General features: G+C 48.1%; 22 protein-coding genes. 7 read left to right on the forward strand and 15 right to left on the reverse strand.

Annotated elements, in window-relative coordinates:
* Window positions 1–26: 26 nt before the first annotated feature.
* The 5 genes from H6H02_RS22990 to H6H02_RS23010 all read right to left on the reverse strand — a co-directional run bounded on the left by H6H02_RS22990 (window position 27) and on the right by H6H02_RS23010 (window position 5,581).
* Entirely contained in the window at window positions 27–1,442 is a 1,416-nt protein-coding gene (locus H6H02_RS22990; protein ID WP_190822156.1) for an ABC transporter substrate-binding protein, read from the reverse strand.
* Window positions 1,443–1,542: 100 nt separating this feature from the next.
* A complete protein-coding gene (locus tag H6H02_RS22995) occupies window positions 1,543–2,628 on the reverse strand; it encodes a PstS family phosphate ABC transporter substrate-binding protein (protein ID WP_190822158.1) in 1,086 nt (361 codons plus the stop codon).
* Between the two features lie 29 nt (window positions 2,629–2,657).
* Complete coding sequence (locus H6H02_RS23000; RefSeq protein WP_190822160.1) at window positions 2,658–4,097, reverse strand: protein kinase; 1,440 nt, start codon at window positions 4,095–4,097, stop codon at window positions 2,658–2,660.
* Window positions 4,098–4,358: 261 nt separating this feature from the next.
* Window positions 4,359–5,363, reverse strand: coding sequence for a LysR family transcriptional regulator (locus H6H02_RS23005; protein ID WP_190822161.1), 1,005 nt, complete (start codon window positions 5,361–5,363; stop codon window positions 4,359–4,361).
* A 74-nt stretch (window positions 5,364–5,437) separates the two neighbouring features.
* Window positions 5,438–5,581: a hypothetical protein gene (locus tag H6H02_RS23010; RefSeq protein ID WP_190822164.1), complete on the reverse strand. Its 144-nt coding sequence runs from the start codon at window positions 5,579–5,581 to the stop codon at window positions 5,438–5,440.
* 81 nt (window positions 5,582–5,662) lie between these two features.
* Between H6H02_RS23010 and H6H02_RS23015 the strand changes: the two genes are divergently transcribed.
* From H6H02_RS23015 to H6H02_RS23030, 4 genes are all read left to right on the forward strand, one after another.
* A complete protein-coding gene (locus H6H02_RS23015; RefSeq protein WP_190822166.1) occupies window positions 5,663–6,379 on the forward strand; it encodes an NnrU family protein in 717 nt (238 codons plus the stop codon).
* A 251-nt stretch (window positions 6,380–6,630) separates the two neighbouring features.
* Window positions 6,631–6,972, forward strand: a complete 342-nt coding sequence (locus tag H6H02_RS23020; protein WP_190822168.1) for a thioredoxin domain-containing protein — start codon at window positions 6,631–6,633, stop codon at window positions 6,970–6,972.
* Window positions 6,973–7,324: 352 nt separating this feature from the next.
* Window positions 7,325–9,397, forward strand: a complete 2,073-nt coding sequence (locus H6H02_RS23025) for an NAD(P)H-quinone oxidoreductase subunit 5 (protein WP_190822170.1) — start codon at window positions 7,325–7,327, stop codon at window positions 9,395–9,397.
* 143 nt (window positions 9,398–9,540) lie between these two features.
* A complete protein-coding gene (locus tag H6H02_RS23030) occupies window positions 9,541–11,148 on the forward strand; it encodes an NAD(P)H-quinone oxidoreductase subunit 4 (RefSeq protein ID WP_190822172.1) in 1,608 nt (535 codons plus the stop codon).
* A gap of 138 nt (window positions 11,149–11,286) precedes the next feature.
* Here H6H02_RS23030 and H6H02_RS23035 read toward each other — a convergent pair whose 3' ends face one another.
* The 3 genes from H6H02_RS23035 to acsF form a co-directional block, all read right to left on the reverse strand.
* The gene (locus tag H6H02_RS23035; protein ID WP_190822174.1) at window positions 11,287–13,482 is read right to left on the reverse strand and encodes an ATP-binding protein; all 2,196 of its coding nucleotides are present in this window, start codon (window positions 13,480–13,482) and stop codon (window positions 11,287–11,289) included.
* A 99-nt stretch (window positions 13,483–13,581) separates the two neighbouring features.
* Window positions 13,582–14,388: a hypothetical protein gene (locus H6H02_RS23040; protein WP_242040837.1), complete on the reverse strand. Its 807-nt coding sequence runs from the start codon at window positions 14,386–14,388 to the stop codon at window positions 13,582–13,584.
* 102 nt (window positions 14,389–14,490) lie between these two features.
* On the reverse strand, window positions 14,491–15,567 hold the full coding sequence (gene acsF / locus H6H02_RS23045) for a magnesium-protoporphyrin IX monomethyl ester (oxidative) cyclase (RefSeq protein WP_190822176.1): 1,077 nt from the start codon (window positions 15,565–15,567) through the stop codon (window positions 14,491–14,493).
* Window positions 15,568–15,801: 234 nt separating this feature from the next.
* Here acsF and H6H02_RS23050 point away from each other — a divergent pair, with 234 nt between their 5' ends.
* A complete protein-coding gene (locus H6H02_RS23050; RefSeq protein WP_190822178.1) occupies window positions 15,802–16,281 on the forward strand; it encodes an NINE protein in 480 nt (159 codons plus the stop codon).
* Between the two features lie 53 nt (window positions 16,282–16,334).
* Here the strand turns inward: H6H02_RS23050 and H6H02_RS23055 are convergent, their stop codons facing one another.
* From H6H02_RS23055 to H6H02_RS23080, 6 genes are all read right to left on the reverse strand, one after another.
* Window positions 16,335–17,090, reverse strand: coding sequence for a DUF2996 domain-containing protein (locus H6H02_RS23055; RefSeq protein ID WP_190822180.1), 756 nt, complete (start codon window positions 17,088–17,090; stop codon window positions 16,335–16,337).
* 112 nt (window positions 17,091–17,202) lie between these two features.
* Window positions 17,203–17,478 (reverse strand): MoaD/ThiS family protein, encoded by a 276-nt coding sequence (locus H6H02_RS23060; RefSeq protein WP_190413133.1) that lies wholly within the window; start codon window positions 17,476–17,478, stop codon window positions 17,203–17,205.
* 103 nt (window positions 17,479–17,581) lie between these two features.
* The gene (thrC, locus tag H6H02_RS23065; protein WP_190822182.1) at window positions 17,582–18,874 is read right to left on the reverse strand and encodes a threonine synthase; all 1,293 of its coding nucleotides are present in this window, start codon (window positions 18,872–18,874) and stop codon (window positions 17,582–17,584) included.
* A gap of 246 nt (window positions 18,875–19,120) precedes the next feature.
* Window positions 19,121–19,381: a MoaD/ThiS family protein gene (locus tag H6H02_RS23070; RefSeq protein ID WP_190822184.1), complete on the reverse strand. Its 261-nt coding sequence runs from the start codon at window positions 19,379–19,381 to the stop codon at window positions 19,121–19,123.
* Between the two features lie 32 nt (window positions 19,382–19,413).
* Entirely contained in the window at window positions 19,414–19,851 is a 438-nt protein-coding gene (locus H6H02_RS23075) for a late competence development ComFB family protein (RefSeq protein WP_190822186.1), read from the reverse strand.
* A gap of 79 nt (window positions 19,852–19,930) precedes the next feature.
* Window positions 19,931–20,149, reverse strand: coding sequence for a hypothetical protein (locus H6H02_RS23080; protein WP_190822188.1), 219 nt, complete (start codon window positions 20,147–20,149; stop codon window positions 19,931–19,933).
* Here H6H02_RS23080 and H6H02_RS23085 point away from each other — a divergent pair.
* Together H6H02_RS23085 and H6H02_RS27975 are read left to right on the forward strand one after the other, a co-directional pair.
* Window positions 20,148–21,374, forward strand: a complete 1,227-nt coding sequence (locus H6H02_RS23085) for an NB-ARC domain-containing protein (protein ID WP_190822190.1) — start codon at window positions 20,148–20,150, stop codon at window positions 21,372–21,374. The two genes, H6H02_RS23080 and H6H02_RS23085, sit on opposite strands and share 2 nt — an antisense overlap.
* Window positions 21,375–21,458: 84 nt before the next feature.
* Window positions 21,459–23,930, forward strand: coding sequence for a bifunctional serine/threonine-protein kinase/ABC transporter substrate-binding protein (locus H6H02_RS27975; RefSeq protein ID WP_190822192.1), 2,472 nt, complete (start codon window positions 21,459–21,461; stop codon window positions 23,928–23,930).
* Window positions 23,931–23,956: 26 nt separating this feature from the next.
* Here the strand turns inward: H6H02_RS27975 and H6H02_RS23095 are convergent, their stop codons facing one another.
* A complete protein-coding gene (locus H6H02_RS23095) occupies window positions 23,957–24,592 on the reverse strand; it encodes a J domain-containing protein (protein ID WP_190822217.1) in 636 nt (211 codons plus the stop codon).
* Window positions 24,593–24,774: the final 182 nt, after the last annotated feature.

Here is a 24,774-nt window from a genome sequence, read left to right on the forward strand (position 1 = left end):
ATTCCTCTTTTATAGGTAGCAGCGGATTAAGGACGAACGGGTACAAAATCATAGCCGGTTCCTGAGATGGTGCCCCGTTGAATGCGGACTAAAATGACGGCAGCATTGCGATCGCCTGACGGTAAAAACCGGATGACGCCAGATGCCCCGCTGGGCGAGAAATCCGATGAAATGAGGGCTTTTTGCACTCCGGTTCGGGTAGGATTGCGTTGCAAGGCTGCAATCAAAGCCTGGGTGGCGTCATAAGATAAAGCGGTACGCCAACTGACATCGCCACCCCAAAGTTGTCTGGATTGGCGGGGAAAGTTAGAAGTCGGATCGTTATTGATATGCCAAGGCACTGCCAGCACCATCTCAACTGCTGCCTCACCGCCCACCTCCAAAGTCTTGGGTGTGTAAACATCATCTCCCCCCAAGAGCTTTAATCGTTTGCGGTTTAGCTGCACGACTTGCAGGGCTTTGTCTAAAGTGTCTGTATTCGCTGCTAACATTAGCACTTCGGCACCTTGAGCGATCGCGAGATCGATACTTCTGGCAGCACTAAAACCGGGTTCGGATAAGTCAAACTCATTCGATACTTGTCCGCCTCCCAAAGATACGGCAGTGACAAATTCCGATTTCAACGATTGGCTATAGGCACTCCGGGAATTAAAGAAAACCGCTGCATTTTTCCGTTGCAATTTGTTGAGCATATAGTCAGATAATGCTCTTGCTGCCACATAGTCACTGGGAACCGTCCGAAAAACGTAGCGGCTAAAACCGGAAAGTTTAATTGAAGTGCTAGTAGGGGAAATGACGACTAATTTCCCATCATTATAAGTAGTTCCTGCCGCCAAAGTGACATCGCTGGCATAAGGGCCGACAACACCCAACACGTCTGGATTATTGACTAAGGCGGTAGCAATTTGTTTAGCAATTTCTGGATTATTGTCGTCATTCGCGATCGCTACTTTCACCGGAATTCCTTTAATTCCCCCAGCTTGATTAATTTCAGTTTGAGCTTGAGCGACGCCCCGCAACATTTCTAAAGCTCCATTGACATCCGTGCCAATTGGCACGGATGCGGCAATGGTATAGCTAATTTGCTTGCCGATCCGGGCATTATTGAGATAAATTAAAGCCTCTGGATTGTTGCGGTTCGCTTGGAGGGATGATTGGAAGTTAGCGATCGCGCTAGCAAAATCCCCGCTTGCAAATGCTTGCACTCCTGCTTGTTTCTCGGAGTTAGCATTCGCCGTTACTAAAGATTTTTCTCCTATACTAATTCGAGGGCTGATAGGACTTGGTGCGATAGGAACTGGACTTGATTGCACCGAATCCGGATTTTCCGGAGTATTTGGGGTACTGGAATTGCTCTTAAACCACCAATAACCAGCCCCCAACAGACCTGCTGTAATCAATAGGGACAGAACAAGAACCGTTGTTTCATTTTTATGGGACATGGATGGTTAAGCAGGAAGAAATAGGGCTTATTGATAAGTCTAATTAAATTCTTTTTCGCGTTGAAATATTTAGTTTAAATCACCTCTTAAACGAGAGTATTTAGCGGAGCCTGACAAATCCAGCTTCAGAAATCAGTTGCTGTCCTTGTTCTACCTGCAACAAATTCGCATAAGCTTCACCCGCTTGCTGTTCTCTCTGACCATTCTGTTTAATAATCACAAATAGCTTCCGAGTCAGGGGATACTGACCCGTTTGAAAAGCCTGAATATTTAGCTGATTGCGTTGATTAGGGCACGTTTGCAGCGGCACGAAAGGCTCTTGGTAAGGCGCTACAAATTCACCCGCTCTCCGCCCAACCGGCAAAGGCTTGATGCTACATTGTGGCACTACTTCAGGCGCAGAGGCAAAGTAAATTCCTCCTGGGCTACTACCAAGTTTTTGCAGTGCTTGAGTCGTGGTAGAGACAAATTCAACATTGGCACTAAAAGGTTGAGCGTTTAAGACTTCTTCCACAAATAGTTCCACCGTCCCCCCAGCATTCGGAGAACGAGAATACGGCTTAATTGGGATATCCGAACCGCCTAATTCTTTCCAGTTAGTAATCTTGCCCGTATAGATAGATTTCAACTGATCTAAGGTCAAACCTGGGATATTCAGATTTGGGTTAACCGCGACTGCCAATCCATCAATTGCGATCGCAATCTCTTTAAGACCGAACCCTCGCTGCTGTGCCTGGTTATACTCGCTCGGCAGAATCGGTCGCGAGGATTGGGCGAAGTCAATTTTCCCGTCTAGTAACATTCTGATGCCAGCACCAGAGCTAGCAGGGCCCGTATTTGGCTCAACATAGCGCAGCCGAAACTCAGGTCGCGCCGCTTGCATCCGAGAGTCTACGGAGAGCCGAATCGGTGCCCAAGAGGTGCTACCACCGTAGCTAAACAGCCCAGTAGGAACCTTCTGGACTTGGGGAAAGCCTTCACCTGTGGAGGGAGTAGAACGAGCGGACTGATTTTCCGGCTGATTTTCCGGGTTATTGGTAGCAGAATCACTGGGGTTGGTGGTTTGGTTTAAACGACCGAGGTCAACACCAGATCGCTTAGTAAACCACCAAAAGCCACCGCCTAGTAAGGCAGCAGTGAGCAGGAGGGCTAAGACGAGAACCGTGGTTTCGTTTTTTTGAGACATGATGGTTACTCAGGAAGCTCACGATTAGCTTAGAGAAAATTAGCCAGTAATTTATAAATTAGGCGAAATAGAGCCGTCACTGCGATCGCGCCTGCTCCAGCCAACATAGCCACAAAGACGACTATCTGAAGGGGAAATCCGTTTCGCAAAACGGGAAAAAACAGCATAATCGCCAGGGTTATTCCCGCGATAATCAATAAATCAAATTTTTCAATGAAGCGGCGGTATTGAGCAAATAGCAAACCCCCAATCATCATCCCCAACAATCCAACGCTCAGCCCTGGGGATGACAGGAAACTGCCCAAAGCAATAAATAATAATCCACCTTCAAACCCGGTAAAAGCTGCACCTCCTAAAACCTCCAGCAGAGAAAATCTCGGTCGAGAGGCGGGTTGAGAAATGGGGGCGGGTGGCTGGGGAGTCGGGGCTGGAGTTGGAGCCGCGGCGCGAGTAGGCATAGGCATCTGAGTCGGTGGTGCCGGAGGCGCAGAGGGCGGTGATGAAGGAGTCAGGGCGTGCAGCACTTCATCCGCAGACTGAAACCGTTGATTCGGCGCACTCAAGAGCATCTGGTCTAAAATATCGGCGAAGCGATTCCACTCACTGGCTACCGCAGCGCTCGCGATCGCACCCACATGAGGTCTCCAATTCCACTGGTTTGTGTAGGCATCAAATAACTCGGTTGGCTGCTTCCCCGTGAGTAAGATAATGCAAGTCACCGCCAGGGCATACAAATCCGTTGAGGGGTACACTTGACCCCCAGCCATTTGCTCTGGCGGTGCAAATCCCATTGAATAAATTCCGGTTGACGATCCACCAGACGTTGCCTTCGTTACCTGCTTAACAGCACCAAAATCTAAGAGATAAAGCCGACCGTTGCGATGGTGCATAATGTTGGAAAGCTTGATATCTCGGTGGATCGAGCCGCTATCATGGACAAATTTTAGTACCGGGAGGATTTCTCGCAGCACGAATAACACCTCTTCTAGGGAGAACTTCCCCTTGCGTGCCAGTTCCTCTTCCAAGTTATGCCCATCGATGAATTCCTGCACCAGGTAGAAGAACTTGTCTTGTTTTCCCGGTTGGATGCTGGGAACTGTGATGTCAAAAAAAGCAAACAAGTCGGGAATTTGAGGATGGCTACCGAGTTCTTCTAAAACTTCTCCTTCCCGTGCAAATAAATTTTGGGCAGTTTGTAGCTGCGGCGGCGTTAAATCTCCCGCAGGCTGAAATTGTTTGACGACGCATCGACGCATTCCAGGTGTGCGGCGATCGCGTGCCAAAAACGCCGCTCCAAATCCCCCACGTCCTAACAGCTTTGCCGGTAGATACCGACCATCTAAAATCAGCTGCATTCCACAGGCGGTGCAATACTTCTGCTGCACCGTTTTGACAAGGTTATTGTCATCAAGATCGGCAAAAAAATTCAGGGGGCGGGGGCAGCCGGGACGGGTGCAGTAAATTTCCATGAGGAGTTACTGGTGAATGGCACTTAATTTTTACCCTGAACTAAAGTTCTGGCTAAGAGCTAAAGTCAGTTTCAACTGACTGAAATACCGATGGGCAAAGACTTTTAACCTGTGAAAACAGGTTGCGAGCTTTCAGGTGAGAGATTTCTCTCAAGGCTCTTGTGTCAGTACCATTCAGTGACTGGTCAAATCCTAATCGATTGTTGCTAATCGGTAATTGTTCAAGAGCGAGTAGCAACAAACAACTGGCTAAAACTGAAATTAACTGCTTGCCGAGTTAGGAGCAGCTGCCTTGAACCCATCGGCTTCTATGGGAGTGGATGCCTCCATTTCCCTTCCCCATCCGGGGGAGGCAAAGGCGGGTAAAATTTCTTGGCTAAACGCTTCTGCTGCTTTAGAGCGGTAGCGATTTGGGTTCACAATTACCCATAGCATCCGTTTGACCACGACCTCTTCAATTTTTGCGTAGTGGAGGATGCCCATTTGCAACTCTTTTTCGATTGCCGATAGGGAGACAAAGGACGCCCCAAGTCCTGCCTGCACAGCATTTTTAATTGCCTCAATCGAGTTGAGTTCCATCTCTATTTTGAGGCGGCGGGTATCGATGCCGCAGCGAGTTAGCACTTGGTCAATCACCTTGCGGATGGTGGATTGCGAGTCTAAGGCAATGAACTGCAATTTGTAAAGGTCGTCTTTTTGGATAGTCCCAATTTTGGAGAGGGGATGTAAGGCTGGCAAGATCAGCGCTAGTTCATCTTCAGCATAAGGAATAATTTTTAATGCTTCTTGTAGTTCGGATGGAACCTCTCCGCCAATGATTGCTAGGTCAACTTGTCCATTGGCGACACTCCATGCCGTGCGGCGCGTCGAGTGAACGTGTAATTGTACTGCTACATCTGGATATTGCTGGCGGAACATCCCAATCATTCGGGGCAGTAGGTAGGTTCCTGTCGTCTGCGAAGCTCCTATAATCAGGGTGCCACCCTGGAGATTTTGCAAGTCTTCAATGGCGCGGCAGGTTTCTTGACAAAGCGTCAAGATTTTTTCGCCGTAGCTAAGAAGTAGGTGCCCTGCTTCCGTCAGTTGTGCCCTGCGTCCTCCCCGGTCAAACAACGGCACATCCAACTGCCGCTCTAAGTTTTGGACTTGGAGGCTGACGGCGGGTTGCGAGACGTACAGGCTATCGGCGGCACGCTTGAAGCTTCCCTCGGCGGCGATCGCTTTAAGAATGCGGAGTTGGTCTAAAGTGAAAGGAAGGTCAGACATACAGGCTTTACCTGAAAAGGGAAAGGAGCGACTGAGGCATAAAGCTCGGCGATCTGTTAGCTTTTTGTCGGTTGTCAGTTGTCAGTTATTGGTTGCTGCTGACATTTGACCGATGACCCATCACCAATGACCGAAGGATCGCTAAGCGCTCTCTTGCGAGAGATGGGGCTGGACTCAAGCGATTGATAGCCCACTTCGTTGTAAAGCCTCTCAGTCATCGACAGTAACACAACACGAGATCAAGTCTCTCAGGGAATACTTGGGGGGTCTATTTTCTACTGGAAATTACGTAAAAGTTTATGAATTTCTTTCGCGTTCTGACTCCTAGCCACTACATAATGCTGGGACTGCTTTTTGGATTTGCGATCGCTCACAGTGGTCTCGCTGCACTGCGTCCTTGGGGCGAAAAAAAAATCGGCCCCCGACTCTACCGCATCCTATTTGCCCTTGTCAGTCTTCCTCTAGCGGTGGTGTTGATCGTTTACTTCATTAATCATCGTTATGATGGGCTACAACTGTGGCAAGTTCAGGGCGTCCCTGGCGTTCAGTCGGTGGTGTGGGTACTTTCGGCTATCTCGTTTCTATTTCTTTATCCAGCGACTTTCAATTTGCTGGAAATTGCCGCTATCGAAAAGCCTCAAGTGCATCTTTACGAAACTGGCATTATCCGCATCACCAGGCATCCCCAAATGGTTGGACAGGTGATTTGGTGTATTGGTCATACGCTGTGGATTGGCACGACTTTTACTCTCCTCACTTCCGTCGGACTGGTGCTGCATCATTTATTTGCCGTTTGGCATGGCGATCGCCGTCTTTTGGCTCGCTATGGGGAAGCTTTTGAGGCGGTTAAAGCTCGCACCTCCGTTATCCCCTTCCAGGCGCTCCTGCAAGGGCGTCAAACCCTGAAATGGCAGGAGTTTCTCCGTCCTGCCTATCTGGGGGTCACTGCTTTTATTCTGTTGTTGTGGTGGGCGCATCCCTGGTTGATCCAGGCGACAGGTCTTGTCAGATGGTAGTGTGAGTTCCGCAATTATGCTGAGCCACGCGATCCCAAATGGATGTAGCATGATTCCAAATAACTTTCAGCCTAATTACGCTCTGGTTCTACCGCCTTAGCGTCCCCATAGATGCCTAGACGTGTAGATATGCACATGAATAATCCCAGTTGCGCTAGAGTAGGCTGAAGGATTTTACTTAATTTTTGATTGTTCCACTTCCTCCTTTTGGCTGACCTTCCATAGTAAAAGCGAATAAAACTAGAGGGATCATGGTGCTTTCTGTTAGCGAACGGACGTTTACACAAGAAGTTTTAGAATCTTCCACTCCAGTTCTGGTTCATTTTTGGGCACCCTGGTGTGGATTATGTCGGTTGATTAACCCCCTCCTGACCAGAGTTCAATCCGAATGGGGCGAACAAGTCAAATTAGTCGGAATTAATGCCGATCAAAATTTAAAACTGGCGAATACTTATCGCCTCCAGACTCTACCTACGATCATCCTGTTTGAAAACGGCAAGGTGGTTCACCGCATTGATAGCTTTCAAGGACGGGATGATTTACGCATCGCGGTAGAAAAAATTATGGTCAGTTATTTGCCAAATTCTGCCTGAGGGTTGGAGGCCGATGTCCCATCCAAGATAAATAGGACTAACTCAGAGATCCCCCGAGCAATTGGGGGGATTTTCCGGTTCTCACAATTTATCGGGGGTTAGGGGGATATCGGTTTCAAGCTTTCGGTACGTAAGTCGTGATAAATTTTTGCGCTCTTTGTGACCTTTCAACCTGAATGCAACGCCTGACCCCTTCTTGATCCCACCGATCCTCTCTATCGGTGGGTTTAATTTTTTGCTGACAGGTTCCGCTCTGTCTAAACTGTTAGTTATAAATACTTTAGAGACCGTCTGTGTCACAATGTAAACGGTCTTACCAAGTTAGTTAAGAAATATAAAGTAGGCGTCAGTGATGGAACTGCTCTATCAGTATGCCTGGATCATCCCAGTCCTGCCGCTAGCTGGGGCGATGCTGGTTGGTCTGGGACTAATCTCGATTAATCGATTTACCAACAGTCTACGGCAGTTAAACGCCGTAGTTATAGTCTCCCTAGTAGGGGTGGCAATGGGTTTCTCCTTAGCGTTGCTCTGGAGTCAAATTCAAGGTCATGCTCCCTATACCCGTACCCTAGAGTGGGCAGCCGCGGGGAATTTTCACCTGAATATGGGCTACACGATTGACCACTTGACTGCTTTGATGCTGGTCATCGTGACGACAGTTGCCTTCCTGGTGATGATCTACACCGATGGCTACATGGCTCACGATCCGGGGTATGTGCGCTTCTATGCCTATCTAAGCCTGTTTAGTTCCTCCATGTTGGGTCTGGTGGTCAGCCCAAACTTGGTACAGGTTTATATTTTCTGGGAACTGGTCGGTATGTGTTCTTACTTACTGATTGGATTCTGGTATGACCGGAAGGCAGCAGCGGATGCTTGCCAAAAGGCTTTTGTCGTCAACCGCGTTGGCGACTTCGGGCTGTTGTTAGGGATGCTGGGGCTGTACTGGGCAACGGGCAGCTTTGAATTCAACACGATCGGCGAGCGCCTGCAAGAATTTGTCGCCTCAGGCTACCTGAGTACCACCCTTGCCGCTCTGTTCGCCATCTTAGTGTTTATGGGACCGGCGGCAAAATCTGCCCAGTTCCCGTTGCACGTCTGGCTACCAGACGCGATGGAAGGCCCTACCCCCATCAGCGCCCTAATTCATGCGGCAACAATGGTAGCCGCAGGCGTCTTCCTAATTGCGCGGATGTATCCCGTGTTTGAAGGCATCCCAGCAGCAATGAATGTAATTGCCTGGACGGGTGCCCTGACCGCATTTTTGGGGGCAACGATTGCCATTACCCAAAATGACATCAAGAAGGGTCTAGCTTATTCCACCATGTCCCAATTGGGTTACATGGTGATGGCAATGGGCGTCGGTGCCTATACTGCCGGTCTATTTCACCTGATGACACACGCCTACTTCAAGGCGATGCTGTTTTTGGGTTCTGGTTCTGTGATTCACGGCATGGAATCAGTCGTGGGTCACGATCCTGCCTTGGCGCAGGATATGCGGATGATGGGAGGACTGCGGAAGTATATGCCGATCACCTCCCTCACCTTTTTGGTTGGAACTCTGGCGATCAGTGGGATTCCGCCTTTTGCTGGGTTTTGGTCGAAAGACGAAATCTTAGGGAGTGCTTTTGGGGCAAATCCGGCGCTGTGGCTTGTCGGTTGGCTGACGGCTGGGATGACTGCTTTCTATATGTTCCGGATGTACTTCCGGACGTTTGAGGGCAAATTCCGGGGGCATGAATCCGGCATTAAGCAGGAACTCCTAGGGGCGACGAAATCTCCCCAAGTCGAATTTGCTTTTGGCCCTGGGGCGATGGATACCAGAGAGTTATCCTCCAAAGCCCATGACAGCCATGATGACCACGGTCATAGCGAGTATCCCCACGAGTCGCCCCTGACGATGACGCTGCCCCTGATCGTTCTGGCGGTGCCGTCGATGCTGATTGGTTTGGTTGGGACGCCTTTCCACAATTATTTTGAGGAATTCATTCACGCCCCCGGCGAACCAATGACCGAGGTGCTGGAAAAAGCCACTGAGTTTGATTTGACAGAATTTCTGATCATGGGGGGGAATTCGGTCGGAATTGCCTTGATTGGGATTACGCTGGCTTCTCTGATGTACTTGAGAGGCAAGATCGATCCCGCTGCGATCGCTGCCAAAATCCCCTTCCTTTACAAGCTGTCGCTCAACAAGTGGTATTTTGACGAAATCTATGACACTCTCTTCGTTCAAGGGTGCCGCCGCCTAGCGCGGCAAGTCATGGAAGTGGATTTCCGAGTGGTTGATGGCGCAGTCAATTTCACCGGCTTGGCGACGTTGTTCAGTGGTGAAAGCCTGAAATACTTTGAAACTGGTCGCGTCCAATTCTATGCCCTGATTGTCTTTGGGGCGGTGTTAGTGGGCGTGATTGTCTTTGGTGTGACTTAAATTTAGAAACCGCTCGCTGCGTGTTTCTACCCGCTGTCAACAAAAGATAAAAGGAAAAAGCTGAAAACTTTTTCCTTTTTCCTTTTTAAGTACACTTACTCATAGCTGACAGCTAAACCTTACTGCTCACGATTTGATATCTCATGAATACAGCTAATTTTCCTTGGCTGACTTTTATCATCCTGTTCCCCATCGCGGCATCCCTGTTGCTGCCGTTTATACCAGATAAAGAGGGTAAGACGGTACGCTGGTACGCCCTAATTATTGGGCTGATTGATTTCATGGTGATGGTTTATGCCTTCTATACTCAGTACGACTTTTCTAATCCCGGTCTGCAACTGGTAGAAAGTTACTCCTGGGTACCCCAAATCGACTTAAGGTGGTCGGTGGGCGTAGATGGCTTATCAATGCCACTGGTATTGCTCACTGGCTTCATCACCACACTGGCAGCTTTGGCGGCGTGGCCCGTGACGTTTAAGCCAAAGCTGTTTTACTTTTTGCTCCTGGCGATGTACGGCGGTCAGATTGCTGTGTTTGCCGTCCAGGATATGCTGTTGTTTTTCCTAGTGTGGGAACTGGAACTGATTCCGGTGTACCTGCTGCTGGCAATTTGGGGCGGTAAGAAGCGTTTGTACGCGGCTACCAAGTTCATTCTTTATACAGCGGGCGGATCGCTGTTCATTTTAGTAGCCGCCTTGGCGATGGCGTTCTACGGCGATACCGTGACGTTCGATATGAGGGCGATCGCTGCCAAGGATTACCCACTCACCTTCCAACTCTGGATCTATGCAGGGTTTCTGATTGCCTACGGCGTCAAGTTGCCCATTATTCCCCTGCATACCTGGCTACCAGATGCTCACGGCGAAGCAACTGCACCAGTGCATATGTTGCTAGCCGGAATTCTTCTGAAGATGGGCGGTTATGCTCTGATTCGGATGAATGCCCAGATGCTACCGGACGCTCATGCGGTGTTCGCTCCGGTTTTGGTGATTTTGGGCGTTACCAACATCATCTACGCCGCCCTGACCTCGTTTGCCCAGCGTAACCTGAAACGGAAAATCGCTTATTCCTCGATTTCCCACATGGGATTTGTGCTAATTGGAATTGCCACGTTTACTGACTTGGGTTTGAGCGGCGCGGTGCTGCAAATGGTTTCCCACGGTTTGATTGGGGCAAGCTTGTTCTTCCTAGTGGGAGCCACTTACGATCGTACCCACACCCTGATGCTGGATGAAATGGGCGGCGTCGGGCTGAGGATGAAAAAGATGTTTGCCATGTGGACGACTTGTGCCCTGGCGTCATTAGCATTGCCAGGGATGAGCGGATTTGTGGCAGAGTTGATGGTGTTTGTCGGCTTTGCGACCAGCGATGCCTATAACCCCACTTTTAAGGTCGTGGTGGTCTTTCTAGCCGCAGTTGGCGTGATTCTGACGCCTATCTACCTACTCTCGATGCTGCGGGAAATTTGCTACGGCCCGGAGAACAAGGAATTAGTGGAACACGAAGCCTTGATCGATGCGGAACCGCGAGAGGTGTTTATCATCGCCTGTCTGTTGGTGCCGATTATTGGCATTGGCTTGTATCCCAAAATCCTGACTCAAATTTACGATGCAACCACTTTGCAGCTGACGGAGCGACTGCGAGATTCAGTCCCAACCCTAGCGAGTGGGCGACAGGTTCCGACCCAAGCACAGGCGGAGGCGGAGATTCCCCTGTTGTCGTTACGGGCACCAGAAATCGGCAATCCCTAGAGAATTCAAAGGTAAAAAAATCGCAAAAATTTTCTTGATTTTTGAATTTTCAGCTTGCTAAGTTTTCCTAATCAATCATCCTTTTTGGGGCGGAATCAAGTGTCCGCCCTTTTTGTTAATAATTAATAAACGATTATATCAAATTTGTGATGGCGGATTTAGGGGAATTTCTATCACAAATTCTGCCCCCTGACCGGGTGCTGAAATACATTTGAGTTGACCGCCGTGTTTTTCGACCACAATTTGGTAGCTAATCGACAACCCAAGCCCGGTGCCGATACCAACTGGCTTAGTTGTAAAGAAAGGATCGAAAAGTCGCTTTCTGACTTCCTCTGTCATTCCTGGCCCATTGTCGGAAATTTTGATTACGACTCGGTTACTGGTAAGCACCTCGGTACGAATCCAAATGATGCTAGCTTCGGCTTGGATTTGTTCAAGCGATCGCTTTCTGTTGTACTCATCCAAAGCATCAATTGCATTGGTGAGAAGATTCATAAATACTTGGTTGAGTTGCCCAGGATAGCACTCGACTATGGGCAGGTTGCCATATTCTTTGATTAGCTGGATAGGGGGATGATCCAGTTTGGATTTGAAGCGGTTTTGCAGAATTAGGAGCGTACTTTCGATGCCTTCATGAATATCTACCAGTTTCTTCTCAGCTTCGTCAAGACGAGAGAAATTGCGTAAGCTACGCACAATCTCACAAATGCGCTCTGCCCCCACATTCATAGAAGAAAGTAATTTAGGCAAGTCCTTGATGAGAAAATCTAGGTCAATTGCGGCAATTTCATCTTGAATTTCTGGCGTTGGATGGGGATATTGCTGTTGATATAGTTGCAGTAAACCAAGAATGTCTCGCGTGTATTCGCTCGCTGGGGCTAAATTCCCGTAGATGAAGTTGACGGAATTATTGATTTCATGGGCGACTCCAGCCACTAGCTGACCCAAACTGGACATCTTTTCACTTTGAACGAGTTGAGACTGGGTACGTTGGAGTTCCTCAAGTGTGGTTTCGAGACGGGTGGCGTGCGCTTGAGCGATCGCAGCCGCTTCACAAGTTTGATTATAAAGTTCTGCTTGGTTAATCGCGATCGCAACTTGGTCACAAACTGCCGAGAGCAGTTCCACTTCATCGTCATGCCAAGTCCGGGGACTGGTAAATTGACCGCAGACAACTACACCGAGTTCGCCTGTGCGAGTCATTATCGGAAAAGTCAGTATCGAAGCGTACCCCAGCGATTGGAAGAATTCCCGTAACTCTGGGTCGGTTAAAGCTTCAACATTATCCCAATGGATGATTTCTCGGTTTAAGAGTTGTTTTGTTAGGCAACAGGTAGGTTCCGCCGAATAGGAACTTAGAAAGCTAGGCAAATTGTCTACCTTCGCTTCATGCAATATATCCCAACTTGCCGACTCACCCTTGGGACGATACCACATGAAAAGGCACTGCTCAATTTGCAGCAGCCTACGAATTTCCTGCACGGCTGTTTCCAAGATAGTCGTGAGATCCAGCGAACTGCGAATTTGGCTAGCAAGACGATTGAGTAGTTCTTCTCGCTGCGCGAGTTCTCGGAACCGAGCTTCTGATTGCCGTAAGGCTTCCTCCACCTGCTTGAGAGCGCTGATATTACTTGCGGTGCCGATAATTCGATAGATGCGACCCGTAGCATTCCGCAGTGGAGTTAAAGTCGTTAGCCAATAAGTGTCTACACCCTGTAAGGGAATGCAATCCTCATAGAAAGTACATTCCCCAGCAACGAGACATTTTGTATATCTCTGATGCAAAGAATTCCCCAAATCTGACCCAAATAGTTCTTGAGGAGTTTTGCCCATCGCTTGGGCACTACTGATGCCAGTAACCATCGCAATCGGTGGATTCCAGCTAAGGTAGCGGAAAACTCCTTGTGCGTCCACATCTAAAACAAAGATGGCGTTTTCCACACCCTCGTAGATGGAATGGAAAAAATCTTCACTCTGTATCCTCTCTGCCGACAAAATCAATCCACCCCTTTCACCGCTGGGGTACTTCCAAGGATGCAGGCTCCACTTTACCGGCACCGAGGAACCGTCAGGGCAAACAAAGCTACTTTCTTGGGACTCCCCTAAACTCGCCCCAGATAAAACTAGCTCAGCCTTGTGCCGCCATTGATCGGAAAGGTGAGGAAAAACTTCGTAATGCGATCGCCCAATTAGATTTTGCTCATCTAGCCCGTAATCAATCAGCCACTGACGAGAAGCGAGCAAGTAACGCATCTGGCGATCGCACATCGCTACGGCAGCGGGAGTATGTTGCAAAAATAGCCCAAACAGCTCTAAATTGTCTGAGGCGTTCATAGGTCGGCAAAGGCTCTTTTTGTAATAGCATTCAAATTTAGAGGTTTTTAGGGTTAAATGCTGTAAACATTGCAATATTCAATTATCTAAACATTTAATTTAAGGCATCCACTCTAGTACGATGCCAACCCGGCTATCTTTGCGTTGTCTTGCATTTTGCTTCTCAATGTCTGTCGATAAGCGCAGGTTGCGGGTAAAGGCATAGCCGACAGAAAGCTTTGTAATTCCGACTTCTTCATTCGTTGCTGGAGCAACCCAACTCTGAGTTAAGGAGATATCGGCTGCACCAGTGCGAGATAAAACGAACATCAGCCTCGCACCCACATGTAAGCCATCTGTCGAGTATCGGTCAGTTTCTAAATGCCGATAGCCCACAAGGGGTGCGATGTTGATGTAGCTGCCCAAGGGAAGTACATAGTACCGTAAATCTGCTCCATAAGCCTCGCGTTGACCTTTGAATGCAGTTTGATAATCCCCACTAATGGTTAAGCCGGTGCGACCAATAAACACGTCCTCCACACCAATATTGACACCCCCGGCTTGCCCAGATGAAGGAAACTGGGAGTAGCCGAGACGCACCCTAGTCCGAAAGCTGGGGTCATTGCGAATTTCTTCTAGCACATTCGGCACGTCTCGCCGCCAACGCTGTAAAACCGGACTATTTTCAATAATTTCTGGGCTTAACTCCAACTCGCTAGCCTCTGGCTTGGGCGTTCCTGGCGGCTGGGTTTGAGTTTGGGTTTGAGTTTGGGTTTGAGCCTGGGCAGGGGAGATCCCCAAAATGAAAGAAGTGCCGATTGCGAGCGGTATAGATCGCGCAAAGGCAAAAAGGCGCAAAGAAAGGCAATTGGTTCGTGTCTGTGCGTCTAGCGTGCTGAGGCGCGAGATGCTAAAGGTCTTCGTCATGGGGGTTGCGTCAGTTCTATATTTATGAGGAATTTTGATAAGGATAAAAAAAGTGGCTCTGCTTAGTGCAGAACCACTTTAGTTGAGGGAAGATGCTCAAAATTAGCGGGCTTTACCTTGCACGGCAGTCATATCAATCGGCTTGATTAGGTACAGGCGCAGCAGCTGCCAAGCATTAGAAGCATAAAGGGGTAGCTTCTGGAACAATTGCAGGAATTTGGGGGTGTTGGAGGTTGCGATCGCACCCAGCTTCTCATTATTTTTGATGCACACTTCTAGGCGCTCGTAAAATTCTGGCTTCTCTACATCCAGAATCACTGGGAACACCCGTCCTGCGGTTTCGTTGGTCTTCTGAATCACGTGAATGTCATATTCCCGTGCATCCAGACCGAGTGTGGCATAGAATTTGGAACGCTGGATGTCGTTGAGATACATCGTCGCAAACACTGACAGCAGGAAGAAGCGACACCACAGCTTTGCTTTCCAATCATTCAAGAATTGGGGTTGCGCTCTCATTACGGCATCGAAGAAGTCTCCGTGCCGGTTTTCATCCTGGCACCAGTTTTCAAAGAACCGGAAGATGGGATAAACGCGGTTTTCGGGATGGGCTTCTAGGTGCCGGTAAATGGTGATATACCGCCAGTAACCAATCTTCTCGGACAGATAGGTCGCGTAGAAGATGAATTTCGGCTTAAAGAAGGTGTATTTGTGATTCTTGGTCAAAAACCCTAAATCTAGTGACAGATTGAAGTCTGACATTGCCTTATTCAGGAAGCCAGCATGACGAGCTTCATCCCGCGACATCAAGTTAAAGCCTTCTGCCAGAAGCGGGTTTTTGTCCTTCAATCGGCGTCCGAGTTCTTTGTAGAGTAGGAATCCGGAGAATTCTGCCGTGCAGGAACGCTCTAGAAATTCAATAAATAACTGGCGCGTCTCCCCATCAATATGATCCCAGGATTGGTCAAACTCGGCATCCCGCACGAAGTGGTGACGGTTGTAGTCAGCGCGGAATTCTTCCATCAGCGCCTTGAGTTCATCTTCATTTGGCGACAGATCCATCTTCGCCATTTCATCAAAGTCGGTGGTGTAGAACCGGGGCGTCAGTAGGGTTTCTTTCGCAGGTACTTTCACCCCAGGTCTTAATTCTTCAAAGCTGGGTTTTTTGAGGGAATCCACCATATTCTTTGTCTCTCTTGTTTCTCTTATTATTATGATTCCGTCGCTTTCACTCAAAGGCTTGCGTTCCAGTCTACCAATCTACACGAGAGCGATCGCACTTGTTACGTTAAGACTTACTACACGCTGTCAAGTTTTGTGACATCTTCAGGGTTCTCGCTGCTCAATTTCTAGGTGCAAGAGTGAAGAACAAAATCCTATGATTGAAGTTAGGACTTCTGAAGCGCTAGGAATCTTATGAAGAACGTCTCGACTGCCTATGTTCTTTGGCTAGCCTGTTTATTGTCTCCACCGATAGCGGGGATGCATCGCCTATACAATGGCAAGATTGGCACGGGGCTGCTGTGGCTGTTTACGTGGGGTCTGTTTGGCGTCGGGCAGTTCGTGGATTTATTCCTGATTCCCGGTATGGTAGAAGAACATAACGCCAAGATTCAAGACCGCTTGGGGGTATCCTCCACGGGCGTGCCTCTATCGCCACCGGCGATCGCACTTACCAAACAGGAGCTTACCCGCGATCAACTGATGGTTAAGCTTGTAAAAGCCGCTGCTGCTAGAGGTGGCAAACTTTCCGTTACCCAAGCGGTGATGGATACAGGTGTAAGCTTTGCCAAAGCAGAAGCTACCTTGAAAGAAATGCTCAAAAGTGGCTACGTCATGGTTGACAATCACCCAGAAACTGGCGTTGTCGTTTATGAATTTATTGAGTTGTCATAGGTCATTAGCCATTAGTAATTATCTAATGACTAATGACTCATCACTTTTCCCAACTAATTTCTTTCCAGCCACTTTTGAGCATTCAACCGCTGCGTCACGCCAAACACCATTAAATCCAGCGTGATCTTGCGCTCATCGCACAAGAAAGGCTCAATGATACTGGGTCTAGCGCCTTCAAAACAGGAAAAAGCTCTTTGTTTTTGGATGTCTTCTTCGGGAAAATAAAGGTTAAAGTTCCGCTTTCCCCCTTGCCAGCTCCCGTTGACTTGCCAGCATTCTGAGATTTCTTGAAGCGGTTTCTTGTCAAATTTCAGCTCTAAATTTTGAACGCCCTTTTTTTCAAGTGCTGTTTTCAAAGCTGGTAAATAGTCTTGTTGAATAAACTCAACAAAAGGCTTGTCTTCTACCGCAGGTGCCTTCTCTTTTTTAGCCGCTTTAGCAGCTGGCTTATCCCCTTCTGGCGACTCGTCGTTTTTAGCAGCTTTGGCACCTGCTGGCTTATCTGCTTTAGCAGCTTTGGCACCCGTTGGCTTATCCTCTTTAGATGCTTGAGCGGTTTTTTTAACATCTGGTTGAACCTGAGCCGAGTCATCTGGGGTTGATGCCTCTGTCGAAGATTTTTCTCCAGCCGCATTCGGATTCACCTCCGGATTCACAGCTTCTGGAGCGGGTGCGTTTGCTGTAGGAATGTCGGTTGCTACGTCAGAATCCGTACTGGGAGCATTTTCTTCAGAAACACTAGGAGCCTGCTTGTCAACAGTGCTAGGAGCCACCTCTCCGGCGTCATTGTGATTGGTTTCTTCTGCCATTGGACTTATCCGCAAGTTGGTGATTTTTTTGAATGTATGCAGCGTGGATGAAGGTAGGATTAACAACCCCGATTCGAGATTGAAATCCTTTACTGCTCATCCTAGCTTGGAATCAGCCTCCCGCCTGCGCTGCCACAATACTTACCTCATCACCTTCGCTCAGCGGTGTCTGAGTTCCATCCAAAAAGCGGATGTCTTCGCTGTTGACGTAGAAATTCACAAATCTGCGGGGTTCGCCCTTTTCATCGCACAAACGCACTTTGATGCCAGGATAGCTTTGCTCTAAGGATTCGAGCAATTCACCAATCGTACTGCCGCTGCCTTCAATGGTGGCTTGATTGTTTGTAAGCTTCTGGAGAGGAGTCGGAACGAGAACTTTGACTGTCATAGTTAAAGATTATTCAGTAGTCATTCATACGTAGTCACGAGCGATGAGTCATTAGCAACCCCGGAAGGACTAATGACTCATCACAAAAAGCTGATAGCGATTATTAAACCAGAACTTGCTGCCAGTCGAGACGTTCGAGTGTCCGAGAGCGCTCTAATGCCCGCTCGAAACTGTCCAGCTTCGCCTCAATTGTCAGGGGTTCCCCGATGTATCCTTGCACCGCTTCTTGGGTTTTCAGCCCGTTGCCGGTAATGTAAACAACGGTGGTTTCTTCGGGATCAATTTTACCCGCTTCTACCAATTTTTTCAGCACAGCAACTGTGGTGCCGCCAGCGGTTTCGGTAAAGATGCCTTCGGTTTCAGCTAATAGCTTGATGCCTTCAACAATTTCAGTATCGTTGACTGATTCAATATTGCCGCCAGTTTTCTTCGCAACTTCCAGCGCATAAACTCCGTCCGCTGGGTTGCCAATTGCAATTGATTTAGCAATTGTATTCGGCTTCACAGGGGTTACGAAGTCACGCCCTTCCCGATGAGCTTGGGCAATGGGGGAACACCCTTCGGCTTGGGCACCGCTGAAACGGACGCTCTTATCAGCTACCAGTCCAACGTTGATAAATTCTTGGAATCCTTTGTAGATTTTGGTGAACAGCGAGCCAGATGCCAGTGGAGCGACAATATGATCTGGCAGTTTCCAGCCTAGTTGTTCTGCTACTTCGTAGCCAAGAGTTTTGGAACCTTCCGAGTAGTAAGGACGGAGGTTAATATTGACAAATCCCCAACCTTGTGTATTAGCAACTTCGCAGCAGAGGCGGTTCACTTGGTCGTAGTTGCCCTGAACTGCCATGACCGTAGGATCGTAGATGAGTGTACCCAGAACTTTACCAGCTTCCAGGTCGGCGGGGATGAAAACGCAGCAGTCTAAACCGGCGTAGGCAGCGATCGCTGCGGTAGAATTCGCTAAATTACCCGTACTGGCGCAGGATACCGTCGTAAATCCTAATTCCTTCGCTCTTGTTAAAGCGACCGATACCACCCGATCTTTAAAGCTCAGGGTGGGCATATTGACGGCATCGTTTTTAATATAAAGATTTTTAATACCCAGACGACGAGCTAAGCGATTGGCTTTTACCAGTGGTGTCATGCCAGTTCCCACGTCAATCGGCGTTTCTGTGGCGACGGGCAAGAAGGAACGATAGCGCCAAATTGAGTTAGGCCCTGCCTGAATGCTTTCACGAGTGACGGTGCGGCGCAGAGCATCGTAATCGTAGGTTACTTCCAGAGGGCCAAAACAAAACTCACAGACATGAGTTGCCTTGAGTTCGTATTCGGTGCCGCACTCTTTACACTTCAGTGCCGTAAAGGTTGCCGTTGTTGACTGGGTTGCCTGGGTCATGGGTATTTACACTCTAATCGTCCGTCATCGTTCGGTTGATACTAACACAGGCAAAAATACCCGTCAAATATATCCGACTCTTTTAGTCGGGATTAAATGTTGTCTACGATACAAAATTTAGCCCTCAGTCGGCAGACTGGGGTTGATTACATTCCAAGTCCGAGGTCGCGGATTTGGGAAAAAGAGGGAATTGAAGCGGATTTGGGATGAAAAGACCGAATTTCTGGCTTTTAACTTTTGTGTTTCCTATCCACCACTAACGGGGGGAATCAGCACCACTTCATCGCCATCATGCAGAATCGTGTCTGGCTCGACAAATTGAAAATTAACGCCAAAGCGAGTAACTTGACGCCATTTTTCAAGCGCTGGATGTTCGGAAGCAAATTTATCAAGTATTGCGGAAACGGCTGTATTTGAAGGGATTTTCAGCACCAGTTCCGAAACGCCGTAAGCTTCTTGATAGGCAGCGAATAATTTAACGGTAATCGCGATCGCTTCAGTGGACATAGGAACTGATACTAGAGGGTGCTGGCATTAGATTAGCGCGATCGCCGACCATCCGCTTTATAAATGCCCCCTAATCCAAAAAGCGATCGCACCCATGAAAGGGAGACGGGGTTTTTGGCTTCTTCAACATCCGCATCAGATGCACACTCTTCGAGGTTCTCGGCGTTTTCTGCACAAGGCAGGGAATTTACCACGTTCAAGGAATCTTGTTGCACAGCCGCCAATGCTTGACCCACCGCCACGATAATCTGAGGTGCTAACTTAGCTTTAGCCCGTTGCTGTTGTAGATACCAACCTCTGGGACTGGTCGCATACAGGGCTGGCAGACGATTCAGGGCGTAAGCGATCGCATGGGCTGGATTGATATAGTTGACCAACTTTGGCGGTAGCTGCTGGAGTTGCCGGTTTACTTCCTGAACAACTAACAGTTCCATGACATTGCAATAGGTTAGGACTTGATTAGGTTGCATAATCTTCTTAAAGACTGGACTGACGATCGCTGTTGATAATGGACAGACGTTAAAGAAGGCGAGCGATCGCGTTATCCTCTCAGATTGCCAAAGACGCTTTCGCTTGACGGCTCACTTTTTTGCTGACTCTTTGGCTCAGTTTTCCGGGTACGACTGCGATCGCTACACCAAAAGGTGAGCCAGAATAAGCGAGAATTGTGGTAAGGAGCTTAACTATGGCGGGTTCTCTCAGGGCATCTGCACGGGGGCTAGAAAGCGTTGATAAAGCCCGAAAAAGGAAAGGCTGGACAAAAACCATGACCGTTTCTTGGTGGCAGGCTGCCCTAACGACCCAGGCAACCTTGAAACGGTTTTGGCAAAAAAAACCGATTCAGCAAGAGACGTTCATTCATATTTGCCAAGCTGTCGGGATTGGCAACTGGAAGGAAATCGTTGATTCAGGTGCAGTTGAAGAAGCAGAAGCGCCTGAAATGCCCATACTTGATTGGGGTGAAGCGCCTGATGTCTCTGGGTTCTATGGGCGCACAGAAGAACTGGCTGTGCTTGAGAAATGGATTGTCGCTGATAGTTGCCACCTAGTAACGCTGTCCGGCATGGGGGGAATTGGTAAAACAGCGCTATCCGTGATGCTAGCCGAGCAAATTCAGAATGAATTTGATTATTTCATCTGGCGATCGCTCCGTTCTGCCCCATCAGTCGAAGACCTTTTAGCAGACTTACTCCGACTCCTCTGCAACGAGCAATCCATCGATTTCCCAAAAGATATTGGTCGCCGAATCCCCCAGTTAATCTCCCAGTTAATTGAGTCTCTGCGATTTCCCAAAGGGACGAACCCTTCCACAGGTTCGCACCGATGTCTGCTGATTTTGGATGAAGTCGAAACGATTCTAGGTGCTGGTCAAGCAACTGGATATTATCGAGAAGGATATGAAGGCTACAGCGAGCTATTCAGACGAGTGGGGAGAGAGCGCCACAATAGCTGCTTAATCCTAATCGGTCGGGAGCAACCGAATGAAGTTGGATTAATGCAAGGAGAAACTCCCATCGTTCGTTCATTACTCCTATCCGATCTCAAGGATACAGACGCTTGGCAAATATTTAGAGCCAAAGGTTTGTCAGACGAGAATCACTGGAGAAGCCTTTTTCAAATCTATCGGGGGAATCCCTTAATCCTAAATATTATTGCCAGTTATATAAAAGACTCCTTTGCTGGCAAAGTTTCTGATTTCCTAAAACTAGAAACAATTTTTTTGGGCGACATCCATCTGATTTTAGATACTTCCTGGCAACGACTATCAAATTTTCAAAAAGAAATTATGTTTAATTTAGCAGCTCATCTCAACCCTAGCTCAATCTTTAAATTAAAAGAGGAAATTAATCAAACTGTTTCAACTTCAGAAATCATGGAAGCGATTCAAGCATTAGAACGTCGTTCGCTGATAGAAAAGCAAATCGAATCCAATGAAGTTATTTATACGCTTCAGCCGGTTGTAAGAAGGTATGTTAAAAGAAAAATTAATTAACTGACGGTTAAACAATAAAGTTATTTTGCGCGAGAAGTTATAATTCTATAACATTCCCACTCAAATCGGGATGGTGTATTTGCCGTGAGTTATTGCATCAATCCCAACTGCCGCAATTTCAACGAGCCTGGTAATCAAAGCACTTGTCCTGACTGTGGCTGTGAAAGTTTAGTAGAAGGACGCTATCGGGTCATCCGACGTTTGGGCAAAGGAGGCTTTGGTCAAACCTTTGAGGTGGAGGACGTGCGCCAGGAAGGCACAAAAAAAGTCCTGAAAATTTTGCTCACCGACTATGAAAAGGCAATCTGCCTATTTCAGCGAGAAGCCGAAGTTCTAAAGAAGTTGAATCATCAGGGAATTCCCAAAGTAGAGGCAGATGGATACTTCCAGTTATGCCACCTAAAGAGCGAAAAGCCCTTGCACTGCTTGGTGATGGAGAAAATTGAGGGGATCAACTTAAAAGAATGGTTGAGCAGCCGCAACTATGAATCTATCAGCGGAAAGCAAGCGATCGCTTGGTTGAAACAACTGGCAGAAATATTACAGCAAGTTCATCAAAGCAACTATTTTCACCGGGATATTAAGCCGTCTAACATTATGCTGCGACCGGATGATCAACTGGTGTTGATTGATTTTGGCGCAGTTCGGGAAGCTACAGAAACCTACCTGCACAAGTTAGCCGGAAGGGATGGCACAGCAATTATTTCCCACGGGTATACACCCCCAGAACAAGCCGATGGTAGAGCGGTTTCTAAATCTGATTTCTATGCTTTGGGACGCACCTTCGTTCATTTGTTGACAGGCATACATCCCCACGATCTGCCAGAAAACCCTCAAACAGGTCAGTTGAATTGGCGAAATAGTGCCCCACAGATTTCACCAGAGTTAGCAACTTTAATTAATGACCTGATGGCTCCTTTCTCAGGGAATCGACCTCAAAATGCCCAAGAAATCCTGCAACGCTTAGAGGAAATTGAGACGTCAATCCACAGCCATCGGCGGAGGCACCCTCCCGACGACACACTGACTTTGCTTCCTGGCGGCAATCGTCCAGACGAAGAACTTACCAGGATTATCTATTCAGGCAATTTAAGGCTTGTACTCATTGGGGCCGTGAGTGCAATTCTCCTATCAGTAATCGGAATAATCATCTATGTCATCGTGAAACAGCCAAGGGCTTGTGATGCAAATCTTGCAGACGATTTAAGTTGTGGAGAAGAAGTTTTAGTTCCCGGTTTTAAAGGCTCTCTCAAGCAAAAAGGCGTGCAAAAATTTGCCAGTGGTCAATATGCTGAGGCGGTTGGTTTATTAGAGAAGGCACGAAGCGAACAGCCAAATGACCCGGAAACTTTGATTTACCTGAATAATGCCCGATTGATGGATAAAAAGGAAAAAGCTTACACGATTGCTGTTGCTGCTCCGATAACCAACAATCCCAACAGAGCGCTGGAAATTCTGCAAGGAGCTGCCCAAGCCCAAAATGAAATCAATCAGGGTCAAAGGATTAATGGTAAAGGGCTGAAAGTGGTAATTGCAGATGATGCTAATAATCCTGTCAAAGCTAAACAAATTGCCGAGTCATTCGTGTTGAAAAAGGACATTTTAGCGGTCGTCGGTCACTATGCCAGCGAAGTGACACTGGGAGTCGGTCACTCTACCAGTGAAGCGAAGCCGGGAGCGATCGCAATTTATCAACAGCACGGGTTAGTATTAATTTCTCCGGGTAGCACCTCGGAAGACCTCTCAGAGTGGAGCAGCAAGAGCGAACACGTTTTCTTTCGCACTGTACCCAGTAATCGAGTGAATGCCCAGGCTTTGGCTAGCTACATGATCCAAGCCAATCAGCGAACAGCAGCAGTCTTCTACTCTGGCACGAGTAATTACAGCAAATCTATCCGAGATCAATTTCACGTTAGCTTCCCCGCAAGTGGAGGACGGATAAGGGCAGATTTTGAACTGTGCAAAAAGGACTTCAATGCTGTTGAGGCGATTAACCAAGCACAAGCAAAAGGTGCGACTACGCTTGTCTTCCTTCCGGATGGTCAGACCTGCCCTTTTTCCTTTCAGAATGTTTTAGCAGTGATTAAGGCAAATCAGGGTCGTTATCCGATGGTGGGAGCATGGGCTGTTTACAGTTCTGAGATTCTACAAATCGACTCTAAATATGTAGTCGATCGCCTAGTAGTGACAGTCCCTTGGCATTCCTTGAGCAGCCCCAATCCAACGTTTCCCAAAGAATCTGAGCAGCTATGGAATGCGGAAGTGAGTGGGCTGACCGCTACAACTTATGATGCAACTCGTGCGTTGATCGCGGCTTTAGCAAAAAAACCTCAACCGAATCGTTCTGACGTGCGGCGGGCTTTATCGGCTTCCGACTTTCGAGCCAATGGTGCGATGGGGATGATTAGTTTTCGCGGCGGCGAGCCTAATGAGCCGATTTTTACATTGGTCAAAGTCGTCCCGTCTAACTGCGCGCGTTATGGTTTCAGGTTTATACCTGTAGACTATCCCCCAGAGAAAGTTAAGGATTTAGAGAATTGCCAGCCGGAAAAATAATTTGATATTTCCACGGCACTAAACCCTCAAAATATTTGCTCTAATCGGCGAAAATCTCTTTCGACTTCTGCCCAGAGAGAGCGATTGTGGGGGTCGGTTTTCAGGGCTTTTTTTAGATAAATTCTTGCTTTTTCGAGTTGCTTTTCAGCGATCAGCTGACGCCCCCAACGTTGATAAGCGATCGCTTGCCACTGTCGCACTTCGGGATCTTCGGGCAGGCGTTGGGCGAGTCCTTCGATGAGGGCGATCGCGCGGGGAAATCGGCGATTTTTTAGTAACTGCTGCAACTGCTGATAAGAACTCCACTTCAGCTGTTGCTCAGTTATCGACAAGTCTGGGAGTTTTTGAATGGGCGTGTCTTTTGGCGTCTCTTTGCGAGTCACCTTTGTGACGGAAGGTTGAGGAGGCGATACAGCCCCGGTCTGTTCTGGATTGGAGACTTTCTCAACCGTTTCAGACTTATCTACGCCGCTCTTATCTACCACGCTGAGGAGGAACTTGTAAGCCTCTGTCAACTCGATAAATTTATCCTGCGCTTGGCGATCGCCAGGATTAGCGTCGGGATGATACTGTCGTGCCAAACGTCGGTAAGACGCTTTAATTTCTGAAAAAGATGCCCCTGATCTCAACCCCAACACCCGGTAACAATCTGCGAGGTTCATCAGAGGAATCATCTAATCAATTAGTCTTTAATCTTTGTTGATAGCCGGGAGTTTATGTCTAGCCATTCGCTTTCAGCGGTTAGCGATTAGCTTTTGAGAGTCTTGTCGGAAGCCCAAGTTTACAATTGGGGCTACCCAACCGTCAAGCAGCTAATCCCTAACCGCTAATAGCTAATCACTGA

The sequence above is a fragment of the Coleofasciculus sp. FACHB-1120 genome, assembly GCF_014698845.1.
Taxonomy (GTDB): Bacteria; Cyanobacteriota; Cyanobacteriia; order Cyanobacteriales; family FACHB-T130; genus FACHB-T130.

Coding starts and splice junctions, on each gene's coding strand:
- H6H02_RS22990 (WP_190822156.1), bottom strand. CDS start 1,442: ATGTCCCATAAAAATGAAACAACGGTTCTTGTTCTGTCCCTATTGATT.
- H6H02_RS22995 (WP_190822158.1), bottom strand. CDS start 2,628: ATGTCTCAAAAAAACGAAACCACGGTTCTCGTCTTAGCCCTCCTGCTC.
- H6H02_RS23000 (WP_190822160.1), bottom strand. CDS start 4,097: ATGGAAATTTACTGCACCCGTCCCGGCTGCCCCCGCCCCCTGAATTTT.
- H6H02_RS23005 (WP_190822161.1), bottom strand. CDS start 5,363: ATGTCTGACCTTCCTTTCACTTTAGACCAACTCCGCATTCTTAAAGCG.
- H6H02_RS23010 (WP_190822164.1), bottom strand. CDS start 5,581: ATGACTGAGAGGCTTTACAACGAAGTGGGCTATCAATCGCTTGAGTCC.
- H6H02_RS23015 (WP_190822166.1), top strand. CDS start 5,663: ATGAATTTCTTTCGCGTTCTGACTCCTAGCCACTACATAATGCTGGGA.
- H6H02_RS23020 (WP_190822168.1), top strand. CDS start 6,631: ATGGTGCTTTCTGTTAGCGAACGGACGTTTACACAAGAAGTTTTAGAA.
- H6H02_RS23025 (WP_190822170.1), top strand. CDS start 7,325: ATGGAACTGCTCTATCAGTATGCCTGGATCATCCCAGTCCTGCCGCTA.
- H6H02_RS23030 (WP_190822172.1), top strand. CDS start 9,541: ATGAATACAGCTAATTTTCCTTGGCTGACTTTTATCATCCTGTTCCCC.
- H6H02_RS23035 (WP_190822174.1), bottom strand. CDS start 13,482: ATGAACGCCTCAGACAATTTAGAGCTGTTTGGGCTATTTTTGCAACAT.
- H6H02_RS23040 (WP_242040837.1), bottom strand. CDS start 14,388: ATGACGAAGACCTTTAGCATCTCGCGCCTCAGCACGCTAGACGCACAG.
- acsF (WP_190822176.1), bottom strand. CDS start 15,567: ATGGTGGATTCCCTCAAAAAACCCAGCTTTGAAGAATTAAGACCTGGG.
- H6H02_RS23050 (WP_190822178.1), top strand. CDS start 15,802: ATGAAGAACGTCTCGACTGCCTATGTTCTTTGGCTAGCCTGTTTATTG.
- H6H02_RS23055 (WP_190822180.1), bottom strand. CDS start 17,090: ATGGCAGAAGAAACCAATCACAATGACGCCGGAGAGGTGGCTCCTAGC.
- H6H02_RS23060 (WP_190413133.1), bottom strand. CDS start 17,478: ATGACAGTCAAAGTTCTCGTTCCGACTCCTCTCCAGAAGCTTACAAAC.
- thrC (WP_190822182.1), bottom strand. CDS start 18,874: ATGACCCAGGCAACCCAGTCAACAACGGCAACCTTTACGGCACTGAAG.
- H6H02_RS23070 (WP_190822184.1), bottom strand. CDS start 19,381: ATGTCCACTGAAGCGATCGCGATTACCGTTAAATTATTCGCTGCCTAT.
- H6H02_RS23075 (WP_190822186.1), bottom strand. CDS start 19,851: ATGCAACCTAATCAAGTCCTAACCTATTGCAATGTCATGGAACTGTTA.
- H6H02_RS23085 (WP_190822190.1), top strand. CDS start 20,148: ATGACCGTTTCTTGGTGGCAGGCTGCCCTAACGACCCAGGCAACCTTG.
- H6H02_RS23080 (WP_190822188.1), bottom strand. CDS start 20,149: ATGGTTTTTGTCCAGCCTTTCCTTTTTCGGGCTTTATCAACGCTTTCT.
- H6H02_RS23095 (WP_190822217.1), bottom strand. CDS start 24,592: ATGAACCTCGCAGATTGTTACCGGGTGTTGGGGTTGAGATCAGGGGCA.